The organism is Alphaproteobacteria bacterium (assembly GCA_030680745.1).
Classification (GTDB): domain Bacteria; phylum Pseudomonadota; class Alphaproteobacteria; order JAUXUR01; family JAUXUR01; genus JAUXUR01.
The window spans coordinates 15,539-30,526 of the sequence record JAUXUR010000030.1 but is presented as its reverse complement, the minus strand read 5'-3'; the positions used below and the strand labels follow the sequence as shown (position 1 = coordinate 30,526).

Annotated in this window: 14 protein-coding genes and 1 tRNA gene; 5 read left to right on the top strand and 10 right to left on the bottom strand. The window is 34.2% G+C overall.

Annotation, left to right across the window (positions count from 1 at the left end):
- Window positions 1–81: 81 nt before the first annotated feature.
- On the bottom strand, window positions 82–1,128 hold the full coding sequence (locus Q8L85_02790; protein MDP1723608.1) for an alpha/beta hydrolase: 1,047 nt from the start codon (window positions 1,126–1,128) through the stop codon (window positions 82–84).
- Between the two features lie 119 nt (window positions 1,129–1,247).
- On the opposite strand from Q8L85_02790, the gene gmk reads away from it, so the two are divergent.
- Window positions 1,248–1,937: a guanylate kinase gene (gene gmk / locus Q8L85_02785; protein ID MDP1723607.1), complete on the top strand. Its 690-nt coding sequence runs from the start codon at window positions 1,248–1,250 to the stop codon at window positions 1,935–1,937.
- A gap of 27 nt (window positions 1,938–1,964) precedes the next feature.
- Here gmk and Q8L85_02780 read toward each other — a convergent pair whose 3' ends face one another.
- Entirely contained in the window at window positions 1,965–2,606 is a 642-nt protein-coding gene (locus tag Q8L85_02780; GenBank protein ID MDP1723606.1) for a LysE/ArgO family amino acid transporter, read from the bottom strand.
- A gap of 169 nt (window positions 2,607–2,775) precedes the next feature.
- Window positions 2,776–3,690 carry a hypothetical protein gene (locus tag Q8L85_02775; GenBank protein ID MDP1723605.1) on the bottom strand — a complete coding sequence of 305 codons (915 nt, stop codon included), beginning with the start codon at window positions 3,688–3,690 and terminating at the stop codon, window positions 2,776–2,778.
- A 394-nt stretch (window positions 3,691–4,084) separates the two neighbouring features.
- Here Q8L85_02775 and Q8L85_02770 point away from each other — a divergent pair, with 394 nt between their 5' ends.
- Both Q8L85_02770 and clpB read left to right on the top strand, forming a co-directional pair.
- A complete protein-coding gene (locus Q8L85_02770) occupies window positions 4,085–5,755 on the top strand; it encodes an AAA family ATPase (protein MDP1723604.1) in 1,671 nt (556 codons plus the stop codon).
- Between the two features lie 410 nt (window positions 5,756–6,165).
- Complete coding sequence (gene clpB / locus Q8L85_02765) at window positions 6,166–8,733, top strand: ATP-dependent chaperone ClpB (protein MDP1723603.1); 2,568 nt, start codon at window positions 6,166–6,168, stop codon at window positions 8,731–8,733.
- Window positions 8,734–8,950: 217 nt separating this feature from the next.
- Here clpB and Q8L85_02760 read toward each other — a convergent pair whose 3' ends face one another.
- The gene (locus tag Q8L85_02760) at window positions 8,951–9,151 is read right to left on the bottom strand and encodes a hypothetical protein (GenBank protein ID MDP1723602.1); all 201 of its coding nucleotides are present in this window, start codon (window positions 9,149–9,151) and stop codon (window positions 8,951–8,953) included.
- A gap of 114 nt (window positions 9,152–9,265) precedes the next feature.
- Between Q8L85_02760 and Q8L85_02755 the strand changes: the two genes are divergently transcribed.
- Window positions 9,266–9,355: transfer RNA gene (locus Q8L85_02755), tRNA-Ser, on the top strand.
- A gap of 52 nt (window positions 9,356–9,407) precedes the next feature.
- Here the strand turns inward: Q8L85_02755 and Q8L85_02750 are convergent.
- From Q8L85_02750 to Q8L85_02735, 4 genes are all read right to left on the bottom strand, one after another.
- Window positions 9,408–9,707, bottom strand: a complete 300-nt coding sequence (locus Q8L85_02750) for a hypothetical protein (GenBank protein MDP1723601.1) — start codon at window positions 9,705–9,707, stop codon at window positions 9,408–9,410.
- A gap of 63 nt (window positions 9,708–9,770) precedes the next feature.
- Window positions 9,771–11,621 carry a molecular chaperone HtpG gene (gene htpG, locus Q8L85_02745; protein MDP1723600.1) on the bottom strand — a complete coding sequence of 617 codons (1,851 nt, stop codon included), beginning with the start codon at window positions 11,619–11,621 and terminating at the stop codon, window positions 9,771–9,773.
- 198 nt (window positions 11,622–11,819) lie between these two features.
- Window positions 11,820–12,290 carry a hypothetical protein gene (locus Q8L85_02740; protein ID MDP1723599.1) on the bottom strand — a complete coding sequence of 157 codons (471 nt, stop codon included), beginning with the start codon at window positions 12,288–12,290 and terminating at the stop codon, window positions 11,820–11,822.
- 180 nt (window positions 12,291–12,470) lie between these two features.
- Complete coding sequence (locus tag Q8L85_02735; GenBank protein MDP1723598.1) at window positions 12,471–12,959, bottom strand: hypothetical protein; 489 nt, start codon at window positions 12,957–12,959, stop codon at window positions 12,471–12,473.
- Window positions 12,960–13,126: 167 nt separating this feature from the next.
- Between Q8L85_02735 and Q8L85_02730 the strand changes: the two genes are divergently transcribed.
- Window positions 13,127–13,258 (top strand): hypothetical protein, encoded by a 132-nt coding sequence (locus tag Q8L85_02730; protein MDP1723597.1) that lies wholly within the window; start codon window positions 13,127–13,129, stop codon window positions 13,256–13,258.
- Window positions 13,259–13,298: 40 nt separating this feature from the next.
- Here Q8L85_02730 and blaOXA read toward each other — a convergent pair whose 3' ends face one another.
- Both blaOXA and Q8L85_02720 read right to left on the bottom strand, forming a co-directional pair.
- Entirely contained in the window at window positions 13,299–14,114 is an 816-nt protein-coding gene (gene blaOXA / locus Q8L85_02725; GenBank protein MDP1723596.1) for a class D beta-lactamase, read from the bottom strand.
- Window positions 14,115–14,199: 85 nt separating this feature from the next.
- Window positions 14,200–14,985: an inositol monophosphatase family protein gene (locus tag Q8L85_02720; GenBank protein MDP1723595.1), complete on the bottom strand. Its 786-nt coding sequence runs from the start codon at window positions 14,983–14,985 to the stop codon at window positions 14,200–14,202.
- Window positions 14,986–14,988: the final 3 nt, after the last annotated feature.

The window sequence follows — 14,988 nt, the reverse complement described above, 5'->3', positions numbered from 1 at the left end:
TCAGCAATGCTACCCATACAACATATAAAAGTCAATAAAACGTCTATTGGTATTTTTAAATAAACATTACAAATATAGTATTTAATTTTTGATAGGATTAACAACATGTAAAAACGCATCTATATCTGTCCAAATATTTTTACGTGTTTCTGTAGATTCATCTAAAAGACAATGTCTTGTATTGGGATATATTTTTATTTGGCCATTGGTAAATGTTTTAAGAATATCTTTATATGCTTCATTTTTTATAACAGGATCATTTTCAGGACTTAAAAGCAACATTGGCATATCAATTTTTTTATTTTCTAATAATTTATGAAGAGCTGCAATTGATTTAAAAGTGGCTTCAAGCCATCCAAAAGTGTAGCCACGCACAAGATATTGATCATGTTTCATTTGAATTTTGCGTCTTTTCGAAAACTGGTCGGCATCATGTGTAAAAGGATTTTCTTCAAATGGTTCAAATTCTGGGCCATTCAATTTATCACCAAAAATATATTTTTCTCTATATCCTGTTAGCATCATGGCTTTAGAAAGCGCGCGCGCGACTTTAGGGTGATAGGGCGCCGTTCTTATGTCAACCATGGGCGCTGAAAGAATAATACCTTTTACAGGTGTAATTAATTGCTCCAAAACATAGCGTAAAGCTATATTGCCACCCATAGAATGCGCAAAAATATATAAAGGGGTTTCAAGATCAGGTAAAACGATTTGATTTATAAATTGGGTAAGGTCTTTAATATAAGTGCTATAATCATCAATATGACCTTTTTCTGAATCACTTAAAGTGCGTTTAGAACCACCTTGACCACGCCAATCAAATGTAAAAATTTTATATGATCTATTTAAAAAATCTAAATTAACTTCTTTGTATTCTTCTATAAATTCTCGTCTACCTGTTAATGTTAGTATTGTCCCTTTGTGATAATTTTTAATGGGGTAATAATATTTTGCGTATCGTATATAGGAATTATCAGGTGTTGGCATCATACCATAATCAACTTTAAGCTGAATAATATCTTTATTAACGGGTTTAAAAAAATTTTGTACTTTTTCAACAATAGAAAGAAAAAAAGTTTTCCATGATTTTTGATCGAAAAAGGGTGATTTTTTTTTAACTTGTTCCATTTTTATTTTTTTCTTTATTGTGCGATTTTCTTTCCTATTTACGATTTTAAACTTTTTTGCTTCAAAAAAAATAAAAAAATGGTGTATGATATGTATAATTTATAAATGTGTGGTTAAAAATGCGTAAACTTAAGTTTCAGGATGAAGAAATGACTCAGATTCATGATATTGAGCACAACAAACTCAAACGTCGTGGCATGATGTTCATTTTGTCTTCTCCGTCTGGCGCTGGTAAAAGCTCTATTGCACATGGTTTGCTCACACGAGACCCTAATTTATCACTTTCTATTTCTGCAACCACACGCCCCAAACGTGAAAATGAAATTAATGATGTTGATTATCATTTCGTTACCGTGCCTAGATTTCAGGAAATGCTTCAGCATGGTGAATTTTTAGAACATGCTCAAGTGTTTGGAAATTATTATGGCACGCCCAAAGGACCTGTAATGCGCGCCCTTCATCAGGGTCAAGATGTTTTATTTGATATAGATTGGCAAGGGACACAGCAATTATGTCAGATCAATCCTCAAGATCTTGTCAGCATATTCATTTTACCGCCCACCATTCAAGCTTTACATGAACGCCTTAAAAGACGCGCACAAGATAGCGACAAAATTATTGATTTGCGCATGGCAAGCGCTAAAAGCGAAATGAGCCACTGGGCTGAATATGATTACGTTATTGTGAACGAGGATTTAGAGCAAAGCATCAATAATGCACTCTCTATTCTAAAATCAGAACGTTTAAAACGAAGACGTCAAACAGGATTATCTGGTTTTGTAACAGAATTAACGACTGAAGAATTTTAACATTTCATCTTGTTAATGTAATAATATTCACAAATTACAATTTGGTGTTTGATTCCAGAATATTAGGAAAAGTGCAATAAGCCACATGACGCATCCAATAAAGAAATCTAATATTTTCCAAGATAAGGGTTTTTGAAAAAGAGGCGCTAAATAGCGCGATCCGTAACAAAGACTAAAGAACCAAATAAACGAAATGGACATAGCACCCATTGCGAAGAAAAAGCGTTCTGTTTCAGGAAATTGTGCCCCAATACTTCCCAGCAAAACAACAGTATCAAGATAGACATGCGGATTTAAAAGACTGAGGGCTAAAACAGTTAAAATTGTTATTTTTAAACTTGGTCTATTTTCATCGCTCATTATTTTAAGTGCTTGTCCAGAAAACGACGATTTGAATGACCTGAAACCATAATAACCCAGAAAAATAACACCACCCCAACGTGCTGATTCAAGAAGATAAACGTTTGATGTTAATAATTTAGCAAAACCGCCTACACCTAATGCAATGAGCAATGCATCAATAGCAGCACATATAAAAGCGGTCACAAAAACATGATTTTTAAGAATACCCTGCTTCAGCACAAAAGCATTTTGCGCACCAATGGCAATGATGAGTCCAGCACTTGATCCGCAGCCTTCTAAAAAAGGTGCAACGCAAAAATTTTCCATTTTAAATCTCTTTTAATAAAGATATTTAAGCATATCTACATGGGTATATTATGTTGTTTTATTTTAAACAATTAAAAAATTTGTATAGAACAAATACTTTCCTGTCAAGAAAATTTGATTTTCTTACTTATTGGATTAATAATTTTTTTCACATCCTAATTTTTGAAAATCATAAATTAGATTTAAGATTAATTATTGGCTTCTGTTTTACCATTTTTTTACTTTCATCATTTTTTTGTTGATAAATTTTAAGTAAATATTTTTCTTTGCTTTTAATGGTATGATTTTCTTTATTCATTGTATATTTCTTTTTTTGACAATAAAAAACAAACTGATAAGTATGATCTAACCTACTCATAAACTTTAATATGCTATTCAACGACTTAATATTGTTTCCAAAATTGACTGATTTTAACGGCATAACACATTCTGTAGGTCCTGACATTTTGTAATGATCCATGCCTAATAAAAATGCATCCATCAACATATCTGTTAAACCCAAATCTTCGAAAGAAATCGAGTTAAGATTTTTAAAAGCTGCAAACCGATGTCCCAATTTATACGCTGATTCTTCATTAAAAAATGCATTTGAAGCAATATCAAGATGTTTCAGATTTGGGTGTTTAGATAATTTAATGAAAAGAGCGTGCAACCCCATTGAATCAATTTTTGCTTCACGTAAATGTAAATCTTCAAGTTGCTTCCATTGATGGCACACATTACCGATGATTGACGCCCCCATAAATCCAATACGATTAAATGATAAATTTATTTTTTTGAGATTTGGCGTCAAACTAACTAATTTTTCTATAAAATCATGCACTACAATTTCAGATATATTATTTCCACTAAGATTTAAGGATTCAAGACTGTTTAATGCATCTTGTTTTTCTACTATAAGATTAAGACCAATCTCACTAAGTTTCATAAAACGAGTTGATTCTTTATATCCAAAATCAAGATCTTTGATACATCCGTATTGCTCTCTATTTCGGTCAAACTCTCGCTCAACATAATCTTCAAGATTTGAAAAACATTGGTTTGTACTTAATGCGAGAACAAAAAACGCTAAAATTCGATGCATCTGACTTTCTCCAAAAAACAATATTATATCCAGCGTAAAGGGGATACGAATATTATCAAGCCCTAAAATAATAAAATTTTGATATTAACCCTATAATTGATATTATATTGCTTGTCTACATATGAAAATCTTATTAAAAATTTTTATCGACGATTATTTATGTTTTTATTAAACACATAATATATGTTTTTTTGAATTAAGTAATAAAAATAATTTATATTTATTGACTTTATAAAACAAAATATATATATTTTTGTTAATTACATTTTTTATAAAATTGAATAACAGTATAAATTATAAGAATATTTTATATCACATTAAATTTGTTTTAAAGTTTAAAGCAAAATTTTTTTATAAAAATTGTGGTCATTATTTAATTTTATGGAGATTTAATATGAAGAAAATATTTATTTTTTTTCTTTCCTTTAATTTATATATAAACGTTCATCAGCCTGTAAATGCGATGAAGAGACATCATAACTCAATAAATTCGGAAAAACAGGAAGCTGAAGATAACAAAAAGAATCACATTGAAATTGACATGTCAAACTATATGGATACAGCTCCCTTTAATCTCGAAAGTGAATTTCTATTACCACCTGGACACATCGAACGTGGTGATTGTCGTGAATTAGAAAATTTTATGAAGCCTGTTACGACAACAGCAAAAAAAATTGGCAATAAAATCATGCCTGTACTTCCATATGTGATACCCGCAACTTTATTTTTGGGATATCAATGGTATAGTAGCGATCCTGAAATTGGATTTTCGATTGCTGAGGCTATAAGCACAGGATTTCAGGGATTAGGTGGTTCTTTTTTAGCTGCCAATCTTTTCAGCACACAGATTCAAACTGGACTCTCAACCTTCAAACAAAAATTTCTACCAATATCGTGGCAATCAAGTGATTTTGCTAAAATATTAAAATACAAAAAAAGAATAGATGAACGATTTGCGAACAACCAAATTACAGAAAATACAAAAAGTAAATTTTATCAAGCTTTCAATCATTATACTTTTTTGGCTAAATTCGGCGCCGAAACTGTGCAACAAGGAGAAGAGTTCGTTAAAAGAATGAAGCTTATAAATCAATTACCTGTAGAGGTTAAAAGATTGGCGTATGAAACCATTAAACCAAAACTTGATGCACTTCTTGAAACATATCGCGAAGATACTAAAGATAGCATCAAAAAAGTAATCAAAGAAATCGTCCTTGCTTCTAATTCACGCAAACCTAAAAAAACTATTATTTGTTTTTATGGACCTCCAGGCACAGGAAAGACCCATTTAGCGCAAGAAATTGCTAAAATATTAGAGCTTTCAATGACGTATTTCAAGCCATCTTCTTCTAAAGCAAAGGATATGATTTCTCAATTTATTGGACCAGATGAACCAGAATTAATGCTGAATTTATTTACACATAAAAAAAATAACTATAAAAACAATATCTTGTTTATCGATGAATTTGATTGTTGCTTGAAAGAGTCCTATAAACATAAAGATGCGTTCAGAGATTTCTTCGTAAGCGTTTGCGAAAAAGAACAAGAATTTTATGGATCTGGTAAAATCCAAGGCTTGGATATTGATATGTCATCTACCATTATTATTATGGCAGGCAATAAACTACCCGAAGATGAAGCCATCCTTGATAGAATACGCATTATAAATTTTACAGATGTTCCCAAGGATAAACAAGATATTATAGCAGTCAATAGTTTTAATGAAGGCCTTTATAATTACCGTATGGAACGTCAAATAACGCCGGAAGATACTGAAATTCTAGAAAAAATTGTTTTAAATAACAATTTACCTGGTGTTCGTGTTCTAAAGGATATTGTCGATAAATATGTAACACATCTTGCTGGATATTATTATCATCTAGACAAAGACCAAGTCGATTCATTTAATGTTGATCTTGCTTATCAAGATTATGAACGTGAAAAAGAAGAAAATAAAAAAAAGAGTATGAAAAAAGATGATGAAAATGACGAAGAAAAAGAATCTGTCGAAATTAAAGACAAAAAATTTAACAAAATCGAAGTAACAGATGATGATTTATGTTAAAAGTTTTTGATCAAAAATCAATAAAAGTGGTACAGACTTATAATTTAGGGGGGAGGTAAAACTCCCCTCTTTTTTCAACCAAAAAATATCACCCTCCCCCTTGCTAAAAAATCCTTGTGGCTTATCTTTAATATATAATTGATTGGTAACTCGAACTAGGCAGCTAGAGTTACAGAAAACCTAATAGTTCCGTCGTTGCGATGAACCCCAAATTAAATGGGGTGAAGAAGCAATCCAGAAAAAACGTCTAACACAATCTAAGTGTTGATTTTTTAACTGGATTGCCGCGCAGCTTCGCTGCTCGCAACGACGAGGTTCTTTGTTTCTCTTTTTAATTCAAACGCTTGTATTTTTGTTAAGTGTTTTTTAATTTCCGAGTTCAGGTTTCATAGTTCCCAAAGGAGCATAAAATGCAATTTGAATCATTCAGCGATAAGTCACGAAATTTACTTCAAAACGCCCAATCTTTAGCCATTAAGCGCAATCATCAGCAATTTACGCCAGAGCATTTTCTTAAATCCTTCATCGATGATGAAGATCATTTGGCGGAAGATCTTATTACATCAACGGGCGCTGATTATCCGCGCATTAAAAGCGACATTGAAATTGAACTTAAAAAAATGCCTGAAGTGCAAGGCAGCAATGCGCAAGTTTATGTGTCGCCGGATTTATCTCGCGTTATTGTAGCTGCCGAAGAATTGGCTAAAAAAGCGAAAGATAAATATGTAACAGCTGAACGTTTTTTATTAGCACTCACAATAACACCCAATACACCAAGTCATAAAATTTTAAGCAATGCGGGACTTACAGCCCAAAAATTAAATAAATCGATTGAATCCTTACGCCAAGGACATAATGCCGAAAATGCCAATGCTGAATCATCTTATCAAGCACTCAAAAAATTCACACGCGATTTAACGCAAGCAGCACGTGATGGTAAACTTGATCCTGTTATTGGTCGTGAAGAAGAAATAAGACGCACGATTCAAGTGTTATCCCGCAGAACAAAAAATAATCCCGTGCTTATTGGTGAACCAGGTGTCGGTAAAACGGCTATTGTTGAAGGTCTCGCCTTACGTATTATCAACAATGATGTGCCGGATTCGTTGCGCGATAAAAAGTTACTTGTCTTGGATTTAGGTGCCCTTATTGCAGGTGCAAAATTCCGCGGTGAATTTGAAGAACGCCTTAAAGCAGTGCTCACTGAAGTGAATACGCTCGCTGGCCAAGTCATTTTATTTATCGATGAATTACATACGCTTGTAGGCGCCGGCGCCGGCGAAGGTGCTATGGATGCCGCCAATATGCTAAAGCCATCTTTAGCACGTGGTGAACTCCATTGTATAGGCGCCACAACCCTTGATGAATATCGCAAACATATTGAAAAAGATGCCGCTTTAGCACGTCGCTTTCAATCCGTTTATGTGTCGCAACCCAATGTGGATGAAACGATTTCGATCCTACGTGGCATTAAGCCAAAATACGAACTGCATCACGGGATTCGTATTTCGGATGCAGCTATTGTTGCTGCAGCTACTTTATCCGATCGCTACATAACAGATCGTTTTTTACCGGATAAAGCGATTGATTTGGTGGATGAAGCAGCGAGTCGTATCCGCATGAAAGTGGATTCGAAACCAGAAGACATTGATAGCCTGGATCGTAAAATCATTCAGTTGAAAATTGAACAAGAAGCATTGAAAAAAGAAAATGATCAAGTTTCAAAAGATCGATTGCTCAAAATTGAGGGTGAATTAAAAGAGCTTGAAAGCGAATCCCAAAAATTAACAGAAATTTGGGACGAAGCGAAAAAAACACTCAATCAAAGTCGAAACTTAAAAGAAAAACTTGATCAAGCCACATCAGAATTAGATATTGCACAACGCCAAGGCAATCTTGCACGTGCTGGTGAATTGATGTATGGCGTGATCCCAGGACTTGAGCAACGTATCAAACAAGCGCAAAGCACGTCTTCACTGAATGAAGTCGTCAATGAAAACGATATTGCAGCGATCGTTTCGCGTTGGACCGGCATCCCCGTTGAAAAGATGATGGAATCTGAACGTGAAAAATTAATCCAAATGGAAGAGTATTTATCCAAACGCGTTATTGGCCAAGAAGAAGCAGTCACTTCAGTCAGCAATGCAATTCGTCGCGCGCGCGCAGGTCTTCAGGACCCCAATCGACCGATGGGTTCGTTCTTGTTTTTAGGACCAACGGGTGTCGGCAAGACAGAATTATCAAAAGCCATTGCACACTTTCTATTTGATGATGAAGCCGCCATGATTCGGATTGATATGTCCGAATATATGGAAAAACATGCTGTGTCGCGCTTAATTGGTGCGCCTCCCGGTTATGTTGGCTATGAAGAAGGCGGCACACTGACGGAAGCTGTACGTCGCAGACCCTATCAAGTCATTCTTTTTGACGAGGTCGAAAAGGCACATAAGGATGTGTTCAATATTCTGCTGCAAGTACTCGATGACGGAAAACTCACCGATAGCCAAGGGCGTAAAGTTGATTTTAGAAACACATTGATTATATTAACGTCAAATCTGGGCAGTGACTTTTTGGTGCAAGAAGAAAGCGAGAGCATTGGTGCTCAAACACGTGACAATGTCATGGAAGTGGTCCGAGGAGCTTTTAGACCAGAATTCCTCAATAGACTCGACGAAATTTTAATGTTCCATCGTTTAACCCGGAACAATATGACGCAGATCGTTAAAATTCAAATTGATTTATTGATCAAACGTCTTAAAGATCGACATATTGATTTGAGTTTGAGTGATGAAGCCTATACATGGCTGGCGAACCGAGGCTATGATCCGCATTATGGCGCACGACCCTTAAAACGCGTTATCCAAAACTATCTTCAAAACCCATTGGCTGAGCAAATCTTAAAAGGCAACATTCCCGATCAATCGATTGTGAATGTCGATGTGGCAGAGGATGGCTTGAGTGTGAGTGTGGAGAGATAAAATTCAACGACTTCGTCATTGCGAAAATAGCCGAGCGTTTACGCAAGGCTGTTTGTGGCAATCCATACTTTATATTTATCATAAGATTCAAGTGTGGATTGCCACAAACACCTTCGTGCAAGCACTCAGGTATTTTCGCAATGACGAATTCATTTGTTTTTCAACATGTTACATTGCAAGGTATAGGTTCTTAGTGAAATGTTAACAGCCCTTAATCTTATGGATTAACTTTATCAGCTAATATATCGCTCAATCTTAATGCGTAAAAATTGTTAGCATCAATGAGTGGGCGTAAGTCTAAATTATGGAATTCTTTTCTAAAGAACTCATAAAATTTCCACGCATCTATATCATATGTTTTGTATTCAGCACATTCTGAAAAAAAATCTGAAAAATTAGGATATAACTCTTTTATCAAATTGCATACATCACTATGACAACATCGTTTATTTTACAATTGGATCATAAAAAATGAAAACTGACTTGTCTTAATGATAAGAATTAGGTATTCTTTGCCTATTCCATCTTATACGGAGGGGTGGCCGAGTGGCTTAAGGCGCACGATTGGAAATCGTGTGGACGTGTGAGCGTCTCGCGGGTTCGAATCCCGCCTCCTCCGCCAATATCATTCAAGATCAATAAAAAATATATTATAGCTAAATTCACATCATACGTTATTTTGACGAATATGTTTGCGTAACACCATCCGACATAACAAAAGTACCCGCCGTTACAGAAGCCATACTTGCTGCTGCTTGTTCAGATAAATTTCCGGGTGACCCAAAATCTTGTCCTTTTTTTTGATCTTCATCTTTTTCAGCATCATCTTTTTTTGATGCTTGCTTATCTTTTTCTAAAGAAAGAACTTCTTTTTTGATTTCTATTGGATCTTTTGATGCAGCGACAAGAAATTTGGCGTTAACAACGCTCAGCACTACTAATAAAATGAAACTCAATGACAAGATAACACGCATGGTCAGTACTCCTTTGTTAGAGGTCTATACTGACCATTGTAAATAATAATCGTTAAAAAAGTATTAACAACCTATAGCACGCTCTAAAAGTTTATTAACGCGTGAAACATAATCCTTAGGGTCAGACAATTGATCGCCATCCGTTATAACAGCTTGAGCATAAAAAATATGCGCTAATTCGTCTATAAGAATTTGCTTATCGCCTTGATCGACGATTGTTATAAGGTTTTGAACAATAGGATGTTGCGCATTGACTTCTAGAATCTTTTGCGCTTCATTCACTTGCTGCTTATGTTGGCGCAACAAACGTTCTAATCTTATATCCATGTCATTATCGTCGGCAACAAGACACGAAATACTTTCCTTAAGGCGGTGACTAAAGCGGACTTCCTTCACTTTACCTTGTAATGCAAGCTGCAATTTTATTTTAAGAGATTCTAAACCTTTTTCATTTTCAGGTTTTGTTTCATCTTTTTGTGTATCAAAAAGATTTTTCTCTAAATTTGCTTTTGTGATGGATTGTAGCTTTTTATCCTTGAAGAAACCAATAGAAGGAATCCAGAAATCATCGATTGGATCAATCAACAACAACACATTAATACCTTGGGACATAAAGCCTTCAAGATGCGGACTTTTCTTAAGATTATCAAGATTATCACCAATCAAATAATAAATCTCGTTTTGACCCTCTTTCATAGACGCGACATAATCCTCTAATGAAATAAGATCGGTACTATTTGACGAATGAAAACGTGCTAATCTTAAAAGTTGCTCACGATGAGAAAAGTCTTCATAAAGACCTTCTTTTAAAACTGCACCAAAGCTTGTCCAAAATTTTGTATAATCTTCAAGATTTTCAGATTTTTTCTGAAGTTCATCCAATACTTTTTTAGTTACATTTTGACGAATTTTAGCAAGAACGGGATTTTTTTGAAGCATTTCACGGCTAATATTCAAAGGTAAATCGTCTGAATCGATAACACCTTTTAAGAAGCGCAAATAACTTGGGATAAGCTCATCGCAATCATCGGTGATAAAAACACGTTTCACAAATAATTTAACGCGATGTTTACGATCAGGATGGAATAAATCCATAGGACGTTCGGATGGAATATAAAGGAGCGCCGCATATTCGATCATACCTTCAGCTTTGAAATGTAAACGATCCCAAGGTTCGTCATAAAGATGTGAAATATGATGATAAAATTCTTTATATTCTTCTGTCGTAATGTCAGCTTTCGACCTTGTCCAAAGCGCTGACGCTTTATTAAGCTGTTCTTCGCCTTTATCGCTCATAAGGACGATAGGGATAGCAATATGATCTGAATATTTTTTAATGATTTCTTGAAGGTAATGAAACTCAAGATAACCCTCTTCACCTTCTTTAAGCTTTAATACAACATCTGTCCCACGATTTGTTTTTTGTTTTTCTTCAATCGTGTAAGCGCCTTTTCCATCTGACACCCATTCATAGGCTTTGTCAACACCTGCTTTTCTTGAATGAACGTGAACTTCACTAGCAACAATAAAAGCTGAGTAAAAACCAACACCGAATTGACCAATAAGCTGGACAGCATTTTTAGATTCATTGAGTGTTTCTAAAAATTTAGCCGTACCTGATTGTGCAATTGTCCCTAAATGATCGATAAGATCTTGCCTGGACATCCCAATACCATTATCAGAAATGGTAAGCGTTTTATCATCTTTATTAAGAATTATTTTAATTTTGAATTGTGTATCATTTTCAAGTTTCTGCGCATCGGTCAAACCGATATAACGCATTTTGTCACTAGCATCAGAGGAATTTGAAATTAATTCCCTTAAAAAAATATCTTTTTCGCTATAAAGGGAATGTGTTACGAGGTCGAGCAATCGGCTGACTTCTGCTTGAAACTGAAAATTTTCTTTTGTCATTTTAATCTCTATTTGTTTCTATTGTTCCTGTATAGATTCATATAAGCACAAAATTGCATTTGTAAAGATTGTTCAGGATATAAGGTGGATACGAAAAGGACATTTACCATTTTCGGATAAATGTCCTAGACTGAGCCCAAAAAATTTTTAGCGTTATTACTTATCAGCAATTGTACTTAGCAGATTAACACTAACATCTTACACATCCAATACGCAAACATAGTCAACCTTAGCAATTTCAGCACGATGGTTATTTTCTTCCGACATATCTAAGTTAAAGAAAATACGAATTTTTGTTATACCTTTTTTAACTTTATCTTTGGGTACTGAAAAACTAAAAGCATGTTCATAAAATATGTTTGCGCGTACTTGCCCATAAAATAATTTTATTTTGAAAGAATTGTCAGATAATGTTAGATCATATTCTTGTAATCTTTGTCTTGTCTTACCTAAAGCCGTACTGTTTTCAATTTCAACCTCCTGTTTTGCTCCATTAGGATATTCTGTTTCAATAGTGTAAAACCAAGAAGTTTTACTTTTTGTTTTCTGTATATAATTTGCAACAGGCTCCTCAAAGCCAAATGTTACTTCCACTGCACATGAAGGTTTTATTAAGATTGCAATATACAATCCCATGGTTGTAATAAAAAAATCTATGGTCTTTTTCATATTAATACTTTCTAATATTTTTATAATATCCAGAATATAATCGTAAAATAATTATGTGTAAACAGGCATATAAAAAATATTTATACTTCTTGACATTCATCTAATCTAACCTACATTTTTGATATAATAAGCCCCAAATAAAATTACATGAATCTTATTTCAAGGCTTATTTTTAGATAATTATTTAGCACTATGTTTTGCTTTGACGCTTTCATTGACTTCTTTCGATAAAGCAATTTTTTGCTGTTCCATCGCTACATATTTATCATACGCACTTTGAAGGCTTCTTTCTTCTGCCATAGCCGCCATGAGTTTTCTTTTATAATCTTCTTTTGTTTTTGGATCTTTTAAAGATTTTTGCATTTTGTTAAGTAAGTCAATCTCTTTCGTTTTATCGGCAATTTCAGCTTTTTTAGTTTTCATCCCTTCTTCCAAAGCTTTTTCCATCGAAGCAATCTTAATGTCTGTATTACGAATCATTGCTTTGTAAGCGGCTTCGCTTTCACCCGCATTTTGTACGTTTGGATTGGCAGGACCTGCTATTAATCCTGATTTACTATCAGCTAAACTTTCTCTTAAAGGTGTTTCTGCTGCAAAGCTAGAAAATGAAACAGATGAAATCGCTATGATTGAGGCAAGAAATACGAATTTATAAGTTTTGCGTGACATGATGATCCCCCTTGATTTTTAAAAAGCTTATATTCTCTATTATAATTATAACATAATTAATTTTTTGTTAAATGTTCATAATTTTTTATTATTATTTACATCAATTAATTTAATGATTTTGTTTTTACACTGAAAAAATAAATGAGCAGCTTATAGCAGCTAGATCTTTGATTAAAGAGATTAAAGAAGATTTTGAAGCCTATAAATCTATTCATCAGCAGATTATGCAATTAATCCAAAAAGGTGTTTTTTATCGTAATGAACGTTACATACAATCTTTAGTTGATACTGAAGGTTAAAATCAAATAGTTAAAAGCCAAGAAGATTATTTCTTGGCTTTTATTTTTTTTCAGTATCAATCAATTTCAATATTTTATCTTTCGCACTATCTTTAGCGCGTACACCAACAGGTGTACTGAATTTTTGATCATCTTCAATGTAATGTGCAAAAACAATGTTGCGATTTTCTTTTTCAAGCCAACCAATAAACCATCCAACAGGTCGGTCTTCAATACGTGATCCATCCTTGTTTTGAAGTCGACCAGAACCTGTTTTGCCAAAAAGTTTCCAATTATTTGGAAGATCTTCAACAAAAAGAATTTTTTTTGTCATTTCATGCGCTTTATCACTGACTGGAAGTTTATTATCAATTAATTTTTCTAAAAATGTGATTTGTTCGCGTCCTGAAATTTGTAAACTACTTGAAAGCCACGCATTGGTAAGACCGTTATTTTTATCTTTATCGCCTATGATGTCTTTATTGCCATAATTAAGTGCATCAACATAGGTCTTAAATTTCTCAAGTCCCAATCGCGTTGTTATATCCATAGAATAAGGAATGGATGAATTTTTCATCCACAATAGGGGATCATGTTTTTGTTTCCAAATATCAACTAGTACAGGCAATAATGGTTCATGCTTAACGTTATAATCCCATTTGGGATTTGTCTCATCAATTAAAATCCCGGCATCATATGCCATAAGTGCCAAAGGAATTTTAAATGTTGAACATGGAGAATGAGGTTGTGCGCAATCACCAACCTGTTCTAAAATTTTGGTTTTTTCTTTGGCAACGAAACATTTTGTCTCTGCAAAAATAGGAGTATTTATTAAAAAAATTGTAATTAATGAAAAAGTAAAAAATCTTTTATTCATTCTATAAATATCCATCATTAAAATATAATAAATTTAAATTGGGCTTACTGAACGTTAATATACGTTCAGTAATTTACTACGTGTTTTACGCAAACATCTCAACCAATGGTTCATGAATCCCCATATTTGACGCTAAAATAGAATAATCGCCCAATTTATAAGGCTGACCATCACATTGCGTAATTTTGCCACCTGCTTCAACAATCATCAACATGCCGGCTGCAACATCCCAAGGATATAAATGCGTTTCCCAGAAGCCCTCATATCGACCTGCAGCAACATAAGCAAGATCAAGTGATGCAGCCCCCATGCGTCTGATACCAGCAACTTGAGGCGCAATTTTTTTAACATGATCTGAAAATTCATCAGCATTACCATGGGCCCCAAAAGGAATACCCGTTGCAATCAATGAAATATCCAGTTTTTTACGAGATGATACACGCATACGTCTGTCATTGACATAAGCACCACGTCCTTTTTCAGCCCAAAAAAGTTCATCTTTAACAGGGTCATAGATAACACCTGCAATCATGAAACCTTCTTTTTCAAGGCCAATAGAAATCGCAAAATGCGGAATGGAATGTAAAAAATTCGTTGTGCCATCAAGCGGATCTATGATCCAACGTACGTCTGGATTTTCACCGATTTCTTCGCCTGATTCCTCACATAAAAAACCATAATTTGGTCTTGCTTTATGCAATTCTTGGCGTAGAATTTTTTCGGTGCGTTTATCAGCGGCGGTGACAAAATCACCGGGTCCTTTTAAAGACACTTGCAAATGTTGAACTTCACCAAAATCGTGAATAAGATTACGACCGGCCTTATAGGCCGCTTGGACCATAACGTTAATTAAAGGAGAGCGAACTGACATGGA